The organism is Rhodococcus sp. 05-2254-5 (assembly GCF_002258575.1).
In the GTDB taxonomy this organism is placed as follows: domain Bacteria; phylum Actinomycetota; class Actinomycetes; order Mycobacteriales; family Mycobacteriaceae; genus Rhodococcoides; species Rhodococcoides fascians.
Map to the genome: position 1 here is coordinate 1 of NZ_NOZG01000020.1, position 15,907 is coordinate 15,907.

Annotated in this window: 24 protein-coding genes; 3 read left to right on the top strand and 21 right to left on the bottom strand. The window is 63.3% G+C overall.

Features of this window, described 5'->3' with window-relative positions; translation table 11 throughout:
- Positions 1–82: 82 nt before the first annotated feature.
- The 8 genes from truA to infA all read right to left on the bottom strand — a co-directional run bounded on the left by truA (position 83) and on the right by infA (position 4,813).
- Entirely contained in the window at positions 83–979 is an 897-nt protein-coding gene (gene truA, locus CH278_RS11945; protein ID WP_027496334.1) for a tRNA pseudouridine(38-40) synthase TruA, read from the bottom strand.
- Between the two features lie 5 nt (positions 980–984).
- Positions 985–1,572, bottom strand: a complete 588-nt coding sequence (gene rplQ / locus CH278_RS11950; RefSeq protein ID WP_027496333.1) for a 50S ribosomal protein L17 — start codon at positions 1,570–1,572, stop codon at positions 985–987.
- Positions 1,573–1,606: 34 nt separating this feature from the next.
- On the bottom strand, positions 1,607–2,671 hold the full coding sequence (locus CH278_RS11955; protein WP_027496332.1) for a DNA-directed RNA polymerase subunit alpha: 1,065 nt from the start codon (positions 2,669–2,671) through the stop codon (positions 1,607–1,609).
- A 99-nt stretch (positions 2,672–2,770) separates the two neighbouring features.
- Positions 2,771–3,376, bottom strand: a complete 606-nt coding sequence (gene rpsD / locus CH278_RS11960) for a 30S ribosomal protein S4 (protein ID WP_008718223.1) — start codon at positions 3,374–3,376, stop codon at positions 2,771–2,773.
- Between the two features lie 21 nt (positions 3,377–3,397).
- Positions 3,398–3,811 carry a 30S ribosomal protein S11 gene (gene rpsK / locus CH278_RS11965; protein WP_027496331.1) on the bottom strand — a complete coding sequence of 138 codons (414 nt, stop codon included), beginning with the start codon at positions 3,809–3,811 and terminating at the stop codon, positions 3,398–3,400.
- The gene (gene rpsM / locus CH278_RS11970) at positions 3,811–4,185 is read right to left on the bottom strand and encodes a 30S ribosomal protein S13 (protein WP_027496330.1); all 375 of its coding nucleotides are present in this window, start codon (positions 4,183–4,185) and stop codon (positions 3,811–3,813) included. The genes rpsK and rpsM overlap by 1 nt, the downstream gene beginning before the upstream one ends.
- A 204-nt stretch (positions 4,186–4,389) precedes the next feature.
- Positions 4,390–4,503 (bottom strand): 50S ribosomal protein L36, encoded by a 114-nt coding sequence (gene rpmJ / locus CH278_RS11975; protein ID WP_025347279.1) that lies wholly within the window; start codon positions 4,501–4,503, stop codon positions 4,390–4,392.
- An 88-nt stretch (positions 4,504–4,591) separates the two neighbouring features.
- Positions 4,592–4,813 (bottom strand): translation initiation factor IF-1, encoded by a 222-nt coding sequence (infA, locus tag CH278_RS11980; protein WP_005140011.1) that lies wholly within the window; start codon positions 4,811–4,813, stop codon positions 4,592–4,594.
- Between the two features lie 298 nt (positions 4,814–5,111).
- On the opposite strand from infA, the gene CH278_RS11985 reads away from it, so the two are divergent.
- On the top strand, positions 5,112–5,999 hold the full coding sequence (locus CH278_RS11985) for a glycosyltransferase (protein WP_179274365.1): 888 nt from the start codon (positions 5,112–5,114) through the stop codon (positions 5,997–5,999).
- Positions 6,000–6,016: 17 nt separating this feature from the next.
- Here CH278_RS11985 and map read toward each other — a convergent pair whose 3' ends face one another.
- The 9 genes from map to rpsH form a co-directional block, all read right to left on the bottom strand.
- Positions 6,017–6,814 carry a type I methionyl aminopeptidase gene (gene map / locus CH278_RS11990; RefSeq protein ID WP_094621974.1) on the bottom strand — a complete coding sequence of 266 codons (798 nt, stop codon included), beginning with the start codon at positions 6,812–6,814 and terminating at the stop codon, positions 6,017–6,019.
- On the bottom strand, positions 6,814–7,368 hold the full coding sequence (locus tag CH278_RS11995; protein ID WP_027496328.1) for an adenylate kinase: 555 nt from the start codon (positions 7,366–7,368) through the stop codon (positions 6,814–6,816). The genes map and CH278_RS11995 overlap by 1 nt, the downstream gene beginning before the upstream one ends.
- Positions 7,365–8,687, bottom strand: a complete 1,323-nt coding sequence (gene secY, locus CH278_RS12000) for a preprotein translocase subunit SecY (protein WP_027496327.1) — start codon at positions 8,685–8,687, stop codon at positions 7,365–7,367. The genes CH278_RS11995 and secY overlap by 4 nt, the downstream gene beginning before the upstream one ends.
- Positions 8,688–9,001: 314 nt before the next feature.
- The gene (gene rplO, locus CH278_RS12005; protein WP_027496326.1) at positions 9,002–9,445 is read right to left on the bottom strand and encodes a 50S ribosomal protein L15; all 444 of its coding nucleotides are present in this window, start codon (positions 9,443–9,445) and stop codon (positions 9,002–9,004) included.
- A gap of 2 nt (positions 9,446–9,447) precedes the next feature.
- Complete coding sequence (rpmD, locus tag CH278_RS12010) at positions 9,448–9,627, bottom strand: 50S ribosomal protein L30 (RefSeq protein WP_008718256.1); 180 nt, start codon at positions 9,625–9,627, stop codon at positions 9,448–9,450.
- Entirely contained in the window at positions 9,627–10,301 is a 675-nt protein-coding gene (rpsE, locus tag CH278_RS12015; RefSeq protein ID WP_032365630.1) for a 30S ribosomal protein S5, read from the bottom strand. Before rpsE ends, rpmD begins: the two co-directional genes overlap by 1 nt.
- Positions 10,302–10,335: 34 nt before the next feature.
- Positions 10,336–10,752 carry a 50S ribosomal protein L18 gene (gene rplR / locus CH278_RS12020; RefSeq protein WP_032365631.1) on the bottom strand — a complete coding sequence of 139 codons (417 nt, stop codon included), beginning with the start codon at positions 10,750–10,752 and terminating at the stop codon, positions 10,336–10,338.
- A gap of 1 nt (position 10,753) precedes the next feature.
- A complete protein-coding gene (rplF, locus tag CH278_RS12025; RefSeq protein ID WP_027496323.1) occupies positions 10,754–11,293 on the bottom strand; it encodes a 50S ribosomal protein L6 in 540 nt (179 codons plus the stop codon).
- A 13-nt stretch (positions 11,294–11,306) separates the two neighbouring features.
- Entirely contained in the window at positions 11,307–11,705 is a 399-nt protein-coding gene (gene rpsH / locus CH278_RS12030; RefSeq protein WP_008718266.1) for a 30S ribosomal protein S8, read from the bottom strand.
- A gap of 399 nt (positions 11,706–12,104) precedes the next feature.
- Between rpsH and CH278_RS12035 the strand changes: the two genes are divergently transcribed.
- Positions 12,105–13,472, top strand: a complete 1,368-nt coding sequence (locus tag CH278_RS12035) for a glutamine synthetase family protein (protein ID WP_094621975.1) — start codon at positions 12,105–12,107, stop codon at positions 13,470–13,472.
- A gap of 1 nt (position 13,473) precedes the next feature.
- The gene (locus tag CH278_RS12040; RefSeq protein ID WP_094621976.1) at positions 13,474–14,172 is read left to right on the top strand and encodes a DUF6885 family protein; all 699 of its coding nucleotides are present in this window, start codon (positions 13,474–13,476) and stop codon (positions 14,170–14,172) included.
- 91 nt (positions 14,173–14,263) lie between these two features.
- On the opposite strand, the gene CH278_RS12045 is transcribed toward CH278_RS12040, so the two are convergent.
- From CH278_RS12045 to rplN, 4 genes are read right to left on the bottom strand one after another with little or no spacing between them, the layout of a single operon-like run.
- Positions 14,264–14,449, bottom strand: a complete 186-nt coding sequence (locus tag CH278_RS12045; RefSeq protein WP_008718273.1) for a type Z 30S ribosomal protein S14 — start codon at positions 14,447–14,449, stop codon at positions 14,264–14,266.
- A gap of 4 nt (positions 14,450–14,453) precedes the next feature.
- Positions 14,454–15,026 (bottom strand): 50S ribosomal protein L5, encoded by a 573-nt coding sequence (rplE, locus tag CH278_RS12050; RefSeq protein ID WP_008718275.1) that lies wholly within the window; start codon positions 15,024–15,026, stop codon positions 14,454–14,456.
- Between the two features lies 1 nt (position 15,027).
- Positions 15,028–15,345 (bottom strand): 50S ribosomal protein L24, encoded by a 318-nt coding sequence (gene rplX, locus CH278_RS12055; protein WP_008718278.1) that lies wholly within the window; start codon positions 15,343–15,345, stop codon positions 15,028–15,030.
- Positions 15,346–15,714, bottom strand: a complete 369-nt coding sequence (gene rplN, locus CH278_RS12060) for a 50S ribosomal protein L14 (protein WP_027496320.1) — start codon at positions 15,712–15,714, stop codon at positions 15,346–15,348.
- Positions 15,715–15,907: the final 193 nt, after the last annotated feature.

Genomic DNA, 15,907 nt, shown 5'->3' on the forward strand with positions numbered 1-15,907 from the left:
CGCCCCTCCCGAACGCTGCCGGTGACCACCGCTAGACGTATCGGCTGGATCGTGTCGGCACCGGACCCGGCGCAATCGTCGCTCATCCTTCTCCTCCACAGCATTCGTCGCCGACGATTGCCGGTCGAGTCTCCCGGGTGGCAGCATTGCGCGCGGCCAACATGTCGGCTGGTGGATAGTCGACCCGCACCAGGGCAAGTCCGTGGGCCGGGGCCACTGCCACCTCGCTCGCGCGTTCTCGACGACCGAGCAGGGAACGTGCCCAGTCGGGGGTTCGTCGTCCTTCACCGACGGCCTGCATCGCCCCGACCAGACTGCGCACCATCGACCAGCAGAACGCATCGGCGCTGACGTACGCGGTCAATCGATCCCCCTCGCGTTCCCAGTCGAAGCGCTGCAGTTCTCGCACTGTCGTGGCACCGTCTCGCCTCTTGCAGAACGCTGCGAAATCGTGCAGTCCGATCAGTGCCTGCGACGCCTCGCGTACCGCGTCCAGATCGATCGGCCGAGGCCAGGACACGACTCCGGCGACATCCAGAGGATCGACGCCGTAGAGCGCTGTGCCGAATCGGTACTCGTAGTGACGGCGATATGCCGAGAACCGAGCGTCGAAGTCGGGCGAGACCTCCGTGATCGCACGAACCCGGACGTCGGCGGGAAGGAAGCGCGCCATTCTTCGAATCAACCGGTCGTGCTCGTCCGGCACACCCACGGCGTCGAAATGTGCAACCTGACCGGTCGCGTGCACTCCGGCGTCGGTTCGACCGGCCACCGTCAGCTCGACCGGTTGACGGAGCACCGTGGAGAAAGCCTCCTCGAGCACGCCACACACGGTTCGGATACCGGGTTGCCGAGCCCAGCCGGAGAAGTTCGTGCCGTCGTACGAGATGTCGAGCCGATATCTGGTGGGGACCGACAAAGCGGGCCCGCCATCTCCTGAGGAAATGGCGGGCCCGCTTCGGTCGTGCTCGGAGCTCACAAGGACTAGTCCTTCTTCGCATCCTCGGCCTCGGGGGCGTCCGACGCGTGAGCGTCGTTGTCCTCGATGCCTTCGATGACTGCGTCGGCGTTGGCCACCTCGGCGTCGGTCGCGTCGGCTTCGACAGCCTCGACGACGTTGTCGTCTGCCGTGTCCTCGGCCGGAGCCTCGGTTGCGGCGGGAGCAGCCTTCGATGCCTTCACGCGGCGCGCGCGGTCGGCTTCGTTGGACACCGTCTGCTCGTTGACGAGCTCGATGATGGCCATCGGCGAGTTGTCACCCTTACGGGGGACGGTCTTGATGATGCGCGTGTAGCCACCGTCGCGATCGGCGAAGAAAGGCCCGATCTCGGCGAAGAGCTTGTGCACGACATCTTTGTTGTTGATCGTCTTGAGAACCTCACGACGATGGGCCAGATCACCCTTCTTGGCATGGGTGACGAGCTTCTCGGCGTGGGGACGAAGGCGCTTGGCCTTCGACTCGGTGGTGGTGATGCGGCCGTGCTCGAAGAGTGACGTCGCCAGGTTGGCCAGGATGGCCTTCTGGTGTGACGCCGACCCGCCGAGACGGCGGCCCTTGGTGGGCTTGGGCATGATGAATCTCCTAGTAAGAGCTCCAGCGAGCTGATTACAGCTGTTCTGTCTCGGCGTAGTCCTGCTCGGCGCCTTCGGTATCGCCGAAGGAGCCTGCGTCGGTGTCACTCCACGTGCCCGTGGTGGCGTCGTAGCCAGGCACGGTGCTCGGATCGAACGACGCGGGGCTGTCCTTGAGGGAAAGGCCGAGCGAGTGCAGCTTGACCTTCACCTCGTCGATGGACTTCTGCCCGAAGTTACGGATGTCGAGCAGATCGGACTCGGTACGACCAACCAACTCACCGACGGTGTGAACACCTTCGCGCTTGAGGCAGTTGTAGGAACGAACCGTCAGGTCCAGATCCTCGATGGGGAGTCCGAAGGATGCGATGTGATCGGCCTCGGCGGGCGAGGGTCCGATCTCGATGCCTTCTGCTTCGACGTTCAGCTCACGGGCGAGGCCGAAGAGCTCAACCAGGGTCTTGCCCGCCGAAGCGAGCGCGTCCCGCGCGGTGATGGAATTCTTGGTCTCCACGTCGAGAACGAGCCGATCGAAGTCGGTGCGCTGTTCGACGCGGGTGGCCTCCACCTTGTAGGTGACCTTGAGCACGGGCGAGTAGATCGAGTCGACCGGAATACGGCCGATCTCGGCACCCGATGCCTTGTTCTGAACGGCGGGGACGTAGCCGCGACCGCGCTCGACGACGAGCTCGATCTCCAACTTGCCCTTGTCGTTCAGGGTCGCGATGTGCAGATCCGGGTTGTTCACCGTGACGCCGGCCGGAGGCACGATGTCGCCTGCGGTGACAGCGCCGGGGCCCTGCTTGCGGACGTACATGGTGACCGGTTCGTCTTCTTCGGAGCTCACCACGAGTCCCTTGAGGTTCAGGATGATGTCGGTGACATCTTCCTTGACTCCGGGAACGGTGGTGAATTCGTGGAGGACGCCGTCGATACGGATGCTGGTGACAGCAGCGCCGGGGATCGACGACAGCAGGGTGCGGCGGAGCGAGTTGCCGAGTGTGTAACCGAAGCCGGGCTCGAGCGGCTCGATGACGAATTTCGAGCGGTTGTCGGCGATGACCTCTTCGGTCAGCGTCGGGCGCTGTGAAATGAGCATTCTGTGTTCCTCCTGTACGGGCGTCCGCTATTTGACGCCCACGTGTGGAGGCGAAGACGCATGTGAGCCTCGCGAGGAGACTCACATGCGTGCTGCGCCTTACTTCGAGTAGTACTCGACGATGAGCTGCTCCTGGAGCGGCACGTCGATCTGTGCGCGCTCCGGCACCCGGTGAACCAGGATGCGAAGACGGTTGGGGACGACCTGCAGCCACGGAGCCACCGGACGATCGCCGTAGCTCTCACGGGCGATCTGGATCGGCAGGGTCTGCGCGGACTTCTCGCGGACATCGATGATGTCGTACTGCGAGACGCGGTAGCTGGGGATGTCCACTCGCTTGTTGTTCACGAGGAAGTGGCCATGGGTGACCAGCTGGCGTGCCTGACGACGCGTACGTGCGAGACCCGCACGGTAGACGACGTTGTCGAGGCGAGTCTCGAGGATGGTCAGCAGGTTCTCACCCGTCTTGCCGGCGGCCCTGTTGGCTTCCTTGTAGTACAGACGGAACTGCTTCTCCATGACGCCGTAGGTGAAGCGAGCCTTCTGCTTCTCCTGCAGCTGGAGCAGGTACTCGCTCTCCTTGATCCGCGCGCGGCCGTGCTGGCCGGGCGGGTAGGGACGACGCTCGAACGCCTGGTCGCCTCCGACGAGGTCGACGCGCAGACGACGCGACTTGCGGGTGATAGGACCGGTATAACGTGCCATTTTCTAAACCTTTCCTTCCCGCTAGACCCGACGCCGCTTGGGCGGACGGCAGCCGTTGTGCGGCTGAGGGGTGACATCGGAGATGGTGCCGACCTCGAGGCCTGCGGCCTGAAGTGAGCGGATCGCGGTCTCACGGCCGGAGCCGGGACCCTTGACGAACACGTCGACCTTCTTGACGCCGTGCTCCTGAGCCTTGCGCGCAGCGTTCTCGGCTGCGAGCTGTGCGGCGAACGGAGTCGACTTGCGCGAGCCCTTGAAGCCCACGTGTCCCGAGGACGCCCACGAGATGACGTTTCCGGCGGGGTCGGTGATCGACACGATCGTGTTGTTGAACGTGCTCTTGATGTGCGCAGATCCGTGCGGGACGTTCTTCTTGTCCCTGCGACGCGTCTTCTGCGCCTTCTTCGGACCGGTACCGCGTGCTTTGGGGGGCATTACTTCGCCTTCTTCTTGCCGGCAATGGTGCGCTTGGGTCCCTTACGGGTACGCGCATTGGTCTTGGTGCGCTGTCCACGGACGGGCAGACCACGACGGTGGCGAAGACCCTGGTAGCAGCCGATTTCGATCTTGCGTCGGATGTCGGCCTGCACCTCGCGGCGCAGATCGCCCTCGACCTTGAGGGACTCGTTGATGTAATCGCTGAGCTTGCGCAGATCGTCGTCGCCAAGATCCTTGCTGCGCAGGTCGGGGCTGACGCCCGTTGCTGCGAGAATTTCCTTGGAGCGGGTACGGCCGACGCCGTAGATGTAAGTCAGTGCGATCTCCATGCGCTTTTCGCGCGGCAGATCCACACCTGCGAGACGTGCCATGTGGCATTTCCTTTTCTTGTCCGGAGGTCTGCTCCCAGTCCGTCCCCTGTGTCCTTCTCACCGCTGGGGTGGGAAGCGTCTTTCAACAAACTCAGTGGGGCCCCGGCCTCCGTGCCGGGGGTCTGCCGCAACGCGTGTGTTGCGGTTGGTGCTGGGAGGTCATCTTCTAGCTGTTGCCAAGCCGACGTGCGTGATGCTCGGTGGTTATCCCTGACGCTGCTTGTGACGCAGGTTGTCGCAGATCACCATGACGCGTCCGTTACGACGAATCACCTTGCACTTCTCGCAGATCTTCTTGACGCTCGGCTGAACCTTCACGTCGTTGATCTCCTGTGTGTAGCTCGGACGCGCTGCGAGCAGCGGACCGAGCATGGTTCTCCCCGACCGGACATGGCCGAGGAAGCTCTTACTTGTAGCGGTAAACGATGCGTCCACGCGTGAGGTCGTAGGGCGAAAGCTCTACCACGACGCGATCCTCGGGAAGGATGCGGATGTAGTGCTGACGCATCTTTCCGCTGATGTGGGCGAGTACCTTGTGGCCGTTTTCGAGCTCAATGCGAAACATCGCATTGGGCAGCGGTTCGACAACTCGGCCCTCTACCTCGATAGCACCGTCTTTCTTGGCCATATCCTCCGCGATCCTGGCTCTCACACCTGGTTGATTGCATCTGTTTCCGTTACCGTGATGCCCACTGACCGACTCCTCGGAACCGAGTCGGAGTATCGCCGGAGGGCCGCACAGCCCTCGAGGCATGCGGACATCCGGTACGCAGGGCGCACCGTCGATCTATGTTACCGGCAAAGGCACATCTGGCCAAATGCGCGCGAAGCGGGCACGAAACGCGTCGGATGGCGACGTTAGATTAACTGAGCTAACCTTTCGTCCGCCCGCCATCGTTCAGCCACCGAGCCCGCAAGGTGCCCTCTTGAGTTCCAACCCGTCCGGCCCAGCCGTCTCCGTGATCATTCCCGTACACAACGCCAGAGATGTGCTCGACGAGCAACTACGCGCGCTCGCCCACCAGGACTACGACGGCCCGTTCGAGGTCGTCGTCAGCGACAACGGCTCGACCGACGGAGTGCGCGAGTTCGTGCAGGACCACGCACTACGGGCCCGCTTGAATCTGAAGTACGTCGATTCGTCCGGCACCCCGGGCGCGTCGCATGCCCGCAATCGCGGTGCGGAAGCAGCCGAGGGCCCGCTGCTGGCCTTCTGCGATGCCGACGACGTCGTACACCCGACATGGCTGCGGCGCATCACCGCCGAACTGAACAGCTACGACCTCGTGGGAACCGGCCTGAGCACCGAGGCGCTGAACTCCGAAGCGACGCGCGCCGCAGTTCCGTTCGCCCCACCTTCGAATCAGGGCAAGTCGCCCTTTCGCCCGTTCGTCATCGGGGCGAGTATGGCGTGCCGCGCGTCGACCTACCGAGATCTCGGCGGGATGTTCGAATTCGTTCATGCCAGCGAGGACATGGAATTCTCCTGGCGCGCACAGCAATCGGGTGCCCGCCTGCACTTCATAGCCGAGCCGCTGGTCGAATATCGTCTGCGTACCGGCTACCGGGACAATTGGAAACAGGCGGGGGCACTCGGATACGGATCGGCCCACGTCCGCGGAATGTATCGGGCTGCCGGATGCCCGCCGTTCCGAATCAGCACAATTTCCGTAGCGCTCCTCGCGCTCGCGGTACGAAACCCATTGCTGCCGACCGCACTGACTCGGATGCCGACTCGCCTCTGGCTGCGCCTGACGGCAGCCCACCTCGGACTCATCCGAGGGGGCCGCCGGTACTCGTCACTCACCTGGTGAGCGTTGACCTGGTAGTTCTAGCGAGGCCGAACCGTCAGGATTCGCGGGCCGTCCTCGGTCACCGCGACCGTGTGTTCCCAGTGCGCCGCGCGTGAACCATCGGTGGTCACCACGGTCCACCCGTCGTCGAGAATGTCGGTCTCGTAGGTACCGAGCGTCAACATCGGTTCGATGGCCAGCGTGGAACCCACCACGAGTTCCGGGCCTTTGCCCGGCGCGCCCTCGTTCGCCAGGAACGGGTCCATATGCATTTCGCGGCCGATTCCGTGGCCGCCGTAACCGTCGACGATTCCGTATTTACGACCGTGAGCATCCTCGGCCGCGTGCGTACCGGACTCGATGGCGTGGGAGATGTCGGTCAGACGATTGCCGGGGATCATCGCTGCGATCCCGGCCTCCATGGAAAGCCTCGTCGCATCGCTCAGCAACGCATCGGCCTCGATGATGTCGCCGACGCCGAACGTCCACGCCGAATCTCCGTGCCAACCGTCCAGAACGGCACCGCAGTCGATGGACACGAGATCCCCGGTGACCAACAACTCGTCCGCCGACGGAATGCCGTGCACCACGCGGTCGTTCACCGAGGAGCAGATGCTGCCGGTGAAACCGTGGTACCCCAGGAAAGAGGGCACCGCACCGGCATCACGGATGACCGCCTCGGCAACTCGGTCGAGTTCGAGCGTCGAGACCCCGAACTTGGCTGCATCCCGTACGGCGACGAGAGCGGCACCTACCACGGCACCGGCTGCCGCCATCGCGTCGAGCTCACCAGCGCTCTTGAACGGGACAACTTTTCGTTTACGGCCGAACGCCATTACTTGCCGTGGTCCTCGATGGACTTCAGCGCGCGGGCGTTGACTTCGTCCACCTCACCGATCGCATCGACGGTGACCAGCTTGTCGGAGTAGTAGTCCAACAGCGGTGCCGTCTCGTCGCGGTATACCTTGAGCCGATTACGGATGACGTCCTCTTTGTCGTCCTCACGGCCGCGCGCCAGCATGCGGTCCACGACGACGTCCTCGTCGACGACGAAGGACAGCACTGCATCGAGATGCGCGTTCAGGTCGGAGAGGATGTCGACCAGAGCTTCGGCCTGACCGACCGAACGCGGGAAACCGTCGAGCAGGAATCCGTTGACGGCGTCGGGCTCGGCGAGTCGACTGCGCACCATGTCCACGGTGAGTTCGCTCGGCACGAGGTCGCCCGCGTCGAGGTACTTCTTCGCTTCCAATCCGAGCGGGGTCTTCTCGCCGATGTTGGCGCGAAAGAGATCGCCTGTCGAGATGTGTGGCACGCCCAGCTTCTCGGAGAGGAGGACGGCCTGAGTGCCTTTGCCGGCACCGGGGGGACCGAGCAGAACAAGTCTCACTTGAGGAACCCTTCGTAGTTACGCTGCATCAGCTGGCTTTCGATCTGCTTCACGGTGTCGAGGCCCACGCTGACCATGATCAACACGGCGGTACCACCGAACGGAAGGTTTTGAGCTCCGCCCGAACTGCCGATGTCGAGGAACAGGTTGGGAAGCACCGCAATGGTGCCCAGGTACACCGCACCGGGCAGCGTGATGCGACTGAGAACGTAGTTGAGGTAATCGGCTGTCGGCTTACCCGGTCGAATGCCCGGGATGAATCCACCGAACTTCTTCATCTCGTCGGCCCGCTCTTCGGGGTTGAACGTGATCGCCACGTAGAAGTACGTGAAGAAGACGATCAGCCCGAAGAAGATAGCGATGTACACCGGGTTCGCCGGGTTCACCAGATACTCGTTGATGATCCGCTGCCACCAGCTCGGATCGGTTGCGGTGCTGGCGGACGTGAGCTGGGCGATGAGATTGGGTAGGTAGAGGAGCGAGGACGCGAAGATCACCGGGATGACGCCGGCCTGGTTGACCTTGAGCGGCAGATACGTGGACGAGCCGCCGTACATCTTCCGCCCGACCATGCGCTTGGCGTACTGGACCGGAATTCGGCGCTGACCCTGCTCGACGAAGACCACACCGGTGATGATGAGGAACGCTGCGAAGCAGACGAACCCGAAGACCAACCCGCCGCGGCTCTCCAGAATCGAGTTGCCCTCGGACGGGATGCGCGACGCAATTCCGGCGAAGATCAGCAGCGACATTCCGTTGCCGACACCGCGCTCGGTGATGACCTCGCCGAACCACATCACGACGGCTGCGCCTGCAGTCATGACCAGCACGATGATGACGAGCCCGAAGATGGACTGGTCGGCGATGATGTCCTGCTGACATCCCTGGAGCAACTGGCCGCGCGAAGCGAGGGCCACCAGGCCGGTCGCCTGCAGGATGGCCAGTGCGATCGACAGGTAACGCGTGTACTGCGTCATCTTGGCCTGGCCCGACTGTCCCTCCTTGCGGAGTTCCTCGAACTTGGGGATGACGACGGTGAGCAGCTGCACGATGATGCTGGCGGTGATGTACGGCATGATGCCGATCGCGAACACCGAGAGCTGGAGGAGCGCTCCACCGGAGAACAAGTTGATCAACGAGTAGATGCCCGCCGAATCTCCACCGGAGACCTGGTCGATGCATGCTCGGACATTGGCGTAGTCGACACCCGGCGACGGCAGTGTTGCACCGAAGCGATACAGGGCCACCAGACCGAGCGTGAAGAGGATCTTCCGTCTCAGGTCAGGAGTCCTGAGGGCCGACACGAAGGCGGAAAGCAAAGATCCTCCTGGCACGACTGCGTTGACGCCGCGAGTGCTTCGTCGGGAGCGACTGATGCTCCCGTGAGCCTCACGAGCATGGACTGCGGACGACATACATCGACCGCATCGATACGAACTTCTCTGAACTCTAGAACTCTAACAGTGCGCATCGACCGGACCGACGGTCAGTGTTGGACCCTGGCCGATCGGTCGACACACACGACATTCCGTGTAGGCAACGATGGCCGCAGCTCAGCTACGAGAGCTGTGGCTGCGGCCATCGTCACGAACTGCTGCTCGACGCGCTGCTACTCAGCACATCGAAGCAATGCTCATACCTCGGTTGCAGAACCGCCGGCAGCGGCGATCTTTTCCTTGGCGGAGCCCGTGAACTTGTTGGCCGAGATATCGACCTTCACGGTGAGGTTTCCGTCTCCGAGAACCTTGACGAGCTCGTTCTTGCGAACAGCTCCCTTGGCGATCAGCTCGGGGATACCGATCTGACCACCCTCGGGGAACAGGCGCTCGATGTCGCGCAGGTTCACGACCTGGAACACGACACGGTTGCGGTTGGTGAAGCCCTTGAGCTTCGGGAGCCGCATGTGGAGGGGCATCTGGCCACCCTCGAAGCGTGCCGGCACGTTCTTGCGTGCGCCGGTTCCCTTGGTACCGCGACCTGCGGTCTTGCCGCGCTTGCCACCTTCACCACGGCCGACGCGAATCTTCGTCGACTTGGATCCGGCTGCGGGGCGCAGGTGGTGCAGTTTGATGGTCATGGTTAGACCTCCTCAACAGTTACGAGGTGGCGCACCGTGTTGACCAGTCCGCGGTTCTGCGGGTTGTCCTCGCGGACGACCGTCTGGCGGATGCCCTTGAGCCCGAGAGTACGCAGGCTGTCACGCTGGTTCGCCTTCTGGCCGATGGTGCTCTTGATCTGAGTGACCTTCAGCTGAGCCATTACTTCACCGCTCCTGCCTGTGCGCGTGCGCGCAGCATTCCGGCGGGTGCAACCTCTTCGAGGGTGAGGCCGCGGCGAGCCGCAACTTCCTCGGGACGCTGCAGACCCTTGAGGGCTGCGACGGTCGCGTGCACGACGTTGATGGCGTTGTCGCTACCGAGCGACTTCGACAGCACGTCGTGGACACCGGCACACTCCAGCACTGCGCGAACAGCACCACCGGCGATGACGCCGGTACCGGCGCTGGCCGGACGCAACATGACGACGCCGGCAGCGGCTTCGCCCTGGATGGGGTGGGTGATGGTGCCGGCGATCATCGGGACGCGGAAGAAGCTCTTGCGAGCCTCCTCGACACCCTTCTGGATGGCCGCGGGAACTTCCTTGGCCTTGCCGTAGCCGACGCCGACCAGTCCGTTGCCGTCACCGACGATGACGAGGGCGGTGAAGCTGAAGCGTCGACCACCCTTGACCACCTTGGAGACGCGGTTGATCGTGACGACCTTCTCGATGAAGTTCGACTTGTCCGCAGCGTTGCCGCCACGGCCGTTGTCACGACGATCGCGACCGCCACCACCGCGGTTGTCGCCGCGCTGGTTGTTGTCGCCACCTGCGTTGGGGCCACTGTTCTGTCCGGCGGGGCCGCTTCCGCCGTCACGCCGTTGACGTCCCGGCATCAGGCTGTCCTTCCGTTGTCAGTCATTGTCATCATCAGAACGTCAACCCGCCTTCGCGGGCAGCGTCTGCGAGTGCCGCGATGCGGCCGCTGTAGTTGTTGCCGCCGCGGTCGAACACGACTGCCTCGACGCCGGCTGCCTTCGCACGGCTGGCGATGAGCTCGCCGACCTTCGCGCTGACGGCCTTCTTGTCGCCCTCGAGTGCGCGCACATCGGCTTCGATGCTCGACGCGCTGGCCAGCGTGTGGCCCGCCAGGTCGTCGATCAACTGCACGTGGATGTGACGCGAGGACCGGTTGACGACCAAGCGCGGACGCTCGGGCGTTCCGGAGATCTTCTTGCGAAGGCGGAAGTGACGACGTGCCTTCGACAGGCGACGCTTCGTCGAGACGTCGGTGCCGCGCGGTGTGCGCTTGACGACGTTCGCCTTGTCTGCTGTTTGCTGGCTCATATCACTTACCCGTCTTTCCGACCTTGCGGCGGATCACTTCACCCTCGTAGCGGATGCCCTTGCCCTTGTACGGGTCCGGACGCCGCAGACGACGAATGTTGGCAGAGATCTGACCGACCTTCTGCTTGTCGATGCCGACAACGGTGAATCGCGTGGGCGACTCGACCGTGAACGTGATGCCCTCGGGTGCTTCGATCAGCACGGGATGGCTGTAACCGAGTGCGAACTCGAGGTCCTTGCCCTTGAGTACGACGCGGTAACCGACGCCGTGAATCTCCATCTTGGTGGTGTAACCGTTGGTGACACCGGTGATGAGGTTCGCGACGAGAGTGCGCGAGAGACCATGCAGCGAGCGGCTCTTACGCTCGTCGTCGGGCCGAGTGACGGCGATGGTGCCGTCGTCGGCGCGGGCGATCTTGATGGGCTCGGCGACTGTCAGGCTCAGGGCACCCTTGGGGCCCTTGACCGCAACGTCCTGGCCGTCGATGGTGATATCGACGCCAGCGGGGACTGCGACCGGCAATTTTCCAATACGTGACATGGTGTGGCCTCCCCTACCAGACGTAGGCGAGGACTTCTCCGCCCACACCCTGCTTGGCAGCCTGACGCTCCGTGAGCAGACCGGTGGACGTGGAGATGATCGCCACGCCCAGGCCGCCGAGAACCTTGGGCAGATTGGTGGATTTTGCGTACACCCGGAGACCGGGCTTGGAGACGCGTCGCACGCCGGCGAGGCTGCGCTCACGGCTCGGGCCGTACTTCAGATCGACGATGAGGGTCTTGCCCACCTCGGCGTCTTCCGTGCGGTAATCGGAGATGTAGCCCTCGCGCTTGAGGATCTCGGCGATGTTCGCCTTGAGCTTCGAGTGGGGAAGCTTCACCTCGTCGTGGTACGCCGAGTTGGCGTTGCGCAGACGGGTCAAGAAGTCTGCAATTGGATCGGTCATCGTCATGGTGTGACCTGTGCACCTTTCTCGCAGCGGTTCCCATGCAGCACGCGCGGGCTGGTGCCTTCCGGTTCCGGAGAACCCATCGGGCCTGGCTCGTCACATCGTGGGCCTACAGCGAAGTGAACATGTCCTGACCGACTGTTGCCGGTCAGGGGTTGCGCTCCAAGCAATGCATCGCTGCACTGCCAGGTGTTACGAGCTTCCGCATGTTCAATGCTGACGTGCGGAGAACTCGAGGTTGCGTTTGTTGTATTGCAAGGACTCGCGTGCAGGCACGACGAAGCCCGGGCAACCGCTCTAGTGTAGGCATCGCGCACCCGAAGACCAAATCGCCTTACCATTGCGGGACAGCTCGGGTCCAGTCGGACACCCCGACGAGTACTTCTTCGCTAACGTCGGACCATGACGGACTCGAAGGCAGTCGACATCGACCACCTCACCCACACTCTGCGCGACCGCAACATCGCAGGGGTGACGATCGGCTGGGTCGACAACAACGGCATCGTCCGATCACGCACCGTGCCCACCGCAGAATTGACTGCAGTCGCACGGCGTGGAGTGGGAGTCACCGCGGTGTTCGCGGTATTCGATTCGCATGACGGGATCACATTCGCCCACGAAGGACTGTCGACGCCGTCCGGCGATGTGCGGTTGATTCCGGTGATCGAGAGCGCGTCGAGCGTGGTCGCCCTGTCCGGACAGCCGGGGCTGGCCTGGGCGCACGGACGACAGGTCTCGGCAGACGGCACACCGTGGCCCTACGATCAGCGCTCAGTTCTCGAGCGGCAGGTGCAGAAGGCGTCCGATGCCGGTTTCGAGGTACGGGCCGGATTCGAGATCGAGTTCGCCCTGACTCGCGAGTCGGACGGACTGTCCGCTCATCGCGGACCTGCCTACTCGGCGAACGCACTCCGCGATGTCGATCAATTCGTCGTTCTATTGCTCGAGGCGCTGTCTGCGAATGGCCTCGACATCGGGCAGATTCATGCCGAGTACGGCGGCTCCCAGCTGGAGATCGCATTGAGTCCACTCGATCCACTTGCTGCGGCCGACGCGCAGGTACTCGCGCGGCAGACCATCCACTCAGCGGCCAAAGCCCAGGGCCTGAGGGCAAGCTTCGCTCCCCTGCCCTCGTCGAGCAGTGCGGGTAACGGATGGCACCTACACACATCACTGGTTCGCGACGGTCACAACGCTCTGACCGGCGACGGAGAGTACGGACTGTCCGACACCGGGCAGGCGTACATCGCGGGCCTCGTTCGAGAACTCCCGGGACTCACTGCCATCACGGCACCGAGTTCGGGGTCACTGCTGCGTCGTCGACCGGGGTACTGGGCAGGTGCCTTCGGATTCTGGGGCGTCGAGAACCGCGAGGCTGCAGTGCGACTCGTACCGGCCACGCCCCTTCTCGGCCCGGAACACACCAACGTCGAATTGAAGGCGTGCGACGCGTCCGCCAATCCGTATCTGGCGCTGGCCGTCACGATCGCGGCCGGTCTGGCGGGAGTGGCGGATTCGGCGCAGTTGCCGTCTCCGGTCCAGGAGGACGTAGGAGGTTGGGACGATGCTCGTCGGGATGCCGCGGGGATCTCCCCACTCGCGACGACCCACGCGCAACAGCGCAAAGACCTCCTGTCGTCCGCACTGGTCCGAGACGTGTTGGGCATGGAACTTCTGGGCGCGTTCGTCGCCTGCCGGGACGCCGATGCCACGTGGGCGGAGAGCCATACCGAGGACGAACTGCTCGAATCGCTGCGCTGGATCTACTGACGTGTTGCGACGGTTTGTCGGGGCAACCACAATCGTCTCGGCCCTCGATCATGCTCTGCCACAACCGGATCAACTCTGCGGACCGTTCTCGGCATCGGTTGCGCTGGCGGCCGTCATGGGCGACGACGCACCGGGCGTGACGGCCCTCGCGGTCGCGTCGAGGTCCGCGATCTGGCCGGGTGCAATCGACTCGGCCCGTCCTCCCGGAACCCCCCGAATCACCGACGGGTGGGATCTACTGCCGAGAGCCGCATCGATCGACGCAGCCGGGACCACGGCAGCAGGTCTCACGGAGGGCATCGAGACCGCGACCGACCACCGCGTCGCCGTGGTTCCCATCGTGGGGCCCTCCGTCGAGAGATTGCGTCTGTTGCTCGACCATCTTGCCGACGGGCCTTTCCGCTTCGGATCGTTGGCGAATGTACATACTGCAGAGTTGACCGAATTCGACTGGAACGTAGGACATTTCGTGACCGTCTGGGGATTCGATCCAGTCGAGGACGTAGTGGCGATTGCCGACACCTACCGGGAACTCGGAGACCCGGACATGCCGCCTGGATGTAGAACCGTCTCCACCGATGCCCTCGCGTCGGCGATGTCCGAGCGTGGCCTGCTGCTGCTCGTCGACAGCCAGAATCATCATGCGGCGGTGGATCTGGTCCGCTCTCTGGGTCTACGACACGACGTGTGGTCGGTGTGAAAGTCAGGACCTGAGCAACGCAAAATGGGCGTGGGTTCCTTTCGGAACCCACGCCCATCAGCGTGGTGTGGTGAAGCCCGGAGGCTTCAGATCACCAGGAGCTCTTGCGAACTCCGGGAAGCTCTCCGGCGTGTGCCATCTCGCGCACGCAGATACGGCAGAGGCCGAACTTGCGGAACACGGAATGGGGACGGCCGCAGCGGTTGCAGCGAGTGTATGCACGCACCGCGAACTTCGGCTTCTTGTTGGCCTTGTTGACCAATGCCTTCTTCGCCATGGACTCAGTTCTCCTTGAACGGGAAGCCGAGGTGCTTGAGCAGCGCGCGGCCTTCTTCGTTGTTGGTTGCGGTGGTTACTACGGTGATGTCCATGCCGCGCGGACGGTCGATCTTGTCCACGTCGATCTCGTGGAACATCGACTGCTCGTTGAGGCCGAACGTGTAGTTTCCGTTGCCGTCGAACTGCGTGCCCGAGAGGCCGCGGAAGTCCCTGATTCGGGGAAGGGCAATGGAAACCAGACGGTCGAGGAACTCCCACATGCGGTCGCCACGGAGGGTGACGCGTGCGCCGATGGGCATTCCTTCGCGCAGCTTGAACTGTGCGATGGACTTGCGAGCCTTGCGGATCTCCGGCTTCTGGCCGGTGATGGCAGCGAGGTCTGCAACTGCGCCGTTGATCAGCTTGGCGTCACGGGCGGCGTCGCCGACACCCATGTTGACGACGACCTTGACGATGCCGGGGATCTGCATGACGTTTTCGTATGCAAACTCGGTGTTCAGGGCGTCTTTGATCTCAGCGCGGTAGCGCGCCTTGAGGCGGGGCTGTTCGCCCGCGATGTTCTCGGTGGTAGTCATCTCAGATGTCCTTCCCGTTCTTGCGGGAAACACGAACGCGCTTGCCGGATTCTTCGTCGGTCCGGTAGCCCACGCGAGTGGGGTTTCCGTCCGAGTCGACAACTGCGACGTTCGATACGTGGATCGGGGCTTCCTGAGTGACGATGCCACCCGAGGATGCGCCGCGCTGGTTGGCAGAGACCGCGGTGTGCTTCTTGATGCGGTTCACGCCTTCGACCAGGACCTTGGAGTCAGCGGGGTAGGCCTGAATGACCTTGCCCTTGGCACCCTTGTCCTTGCCTGCGATCACGAGAACGGTGTCGCCCTTGTGCACCTTCATTTACAGCACCTCCGGGGCGAGCGAGACGATCTTCATGAACTTCTTCTCACGCAGCTCGCGGCCGACCGGGCCGAAGATGCGGGTTCCACGGGGGTCGTGGTCCGGCTTGATCAGCACCGCAGCGTTCTCGTCGAAACGGATGTACGAGCCATCCGGACGGCGACGCTCCTTGACGGTGCGGACGATGACGGCCTTGACGACCTCACCCTTCTTGATGTTTCCACCGGGAATGGCGTCTTTCACCGTAGCTACGATGATGTCGCCGATTCCGGCGTAGCGACGTGACGAACCACCGAGAACGCGGATGCAAAGGATTTCCTTCGCGCCCGTGTTATCAGCGACGCGTACTCGCGACTCCTGCTGAATCACTAACTTCTCCTTGACCTGGATGTACGTACGTGCCGGATTTCCGTCCCGACACGCGCGGTCGGCTGCCGAGAGCGGGCGCACGAAGACACACCGCTGCCACAGGCAACCGGTCAAGTGTAGGGGAACGCCGATGCCAGAGCCAAATCGCCGTCACGGAGACGTGCTCGCCCCCTACGTGTCGGACCTTGTCGGT

Excerpts from the sequence above, each read along its gene's own strand:
- rplQ (WP_027496333.1), bottom strand. The coding sequence starts at position 1,572 with ATGCCCAAGCCCACCAAGGGCCGCCGTCTCGGCGGGTCGGCGTCACAC.
- CH278_RS11955 (WP_027496332.1), bottom strand. The coding sequence starts at position 2,671 with ATGCTCATTTCACAGCGCCCGACGCTGACCGAAGAGGTCATCGCCGAC.
- rpsD (WP_008718223.1), bottom strand. The coding sequence starts at position 3,376 with ATGGCACGTTATACCGGTCCTATCACCCGCAAGTCGCGTCGTCTGCGC.
- rpsK (WP_027496331.1), bottom strand. The coding sequence starts at position 3,811 with ATGCCCCCCAAAGCACGCGGTACCGGTCCGAAGAAGGCGCAGAAGACG.
- rpsM (WP_027496330.1), bottom strand. The coding sequence starts at position 4,185 with ATGGCACGTCTCGCAGGTGTGGATCTGCCGCGCGAAAAGCGCATGGAG.
- infA (WP_005140011.1), bottom strand. The coding sequence starts at position 4,813 with ATGGCCAAGAAAGACGGTGCTATCGAGGTAGAGGGCCGAGTTGTCGAA.
- map (WP_094621974.1), bottom strand. The coding sequence starts at position 6,814 with ATGGCGTTCGGCCGTAAACGAAAAGTTGTCCCGTTCAAGAGCGCTGGT.
- rplO (WP_027496326.1), bottom strand. The coding sequence starts at position 9,445 with ATGACCATCAAACTGCACCACCTGCGCCCCGCAGCCGGATCCAAGTCG.
- rpmD (WP_008718256.1), bottom strand. The coding sequence starts at position 9,627 with ATGGCTCAGCTGAAGGTCACTCAGATCAAGAGCACCATCGGCCAGAAG.
- rpsE (WP_032365630.1), bottom strand. The coding sequence starts at position 10,301 with ATGCCGGGACGTCAACGGCGTGACGGCGGAAGCGGCCCCGCCGGACAG.
- rplR (WP_032365631.1), bottom strand. The coding sequence starts at position 10,752 with ATGAGCCAGCAAACAGCAGACAAGGCGAACGTCGTCAAGCGCACACCG.
- rplF (WP_027496323.1), bottom strand. The coding sequence starts at position 11,293 with ATGTCACGTATTGGAAAATTGCCGGTCGCAGTCCCCGCTGGCGTCGAT.
- rpsH (WP_008718266.1), bottom strand. The coding sequence starts at position 11,705 with ATGACGATGACCGATCCAATTGCAGACTTCTTGACCCGTCTGCGCAAC.
- CH278_RS12035 (WP_094621975.1), top strand. The coding sequence starts at position 12,105 with ATGACGGACTCGAAGGCAGTCGACATCGACCACCTCACCCACACTCTG.
- CH278_RS12045 (WP_008718273.1), bottom strand. The coding sequence starts at position 14,449 with ATGGCGAAGAAGGCATTGGTCAACAAGGCCAACAAGAAGCCGAAGTTC.
- rplE (WP_008718275.1), bottom strand. The coding sequence starts at position 15,026 with ATGACTACCACCGAGAACATCGCGGGCGAACAGCCCCGCCTCAAGGCG.
- rplX (WP_008718278.1), bottom strand. The coding sequence starts at position 15,345 with ATGAAGGTGCACAAGGGCGACACCGTTCTCGTGATCGCAGGCAAGGAC.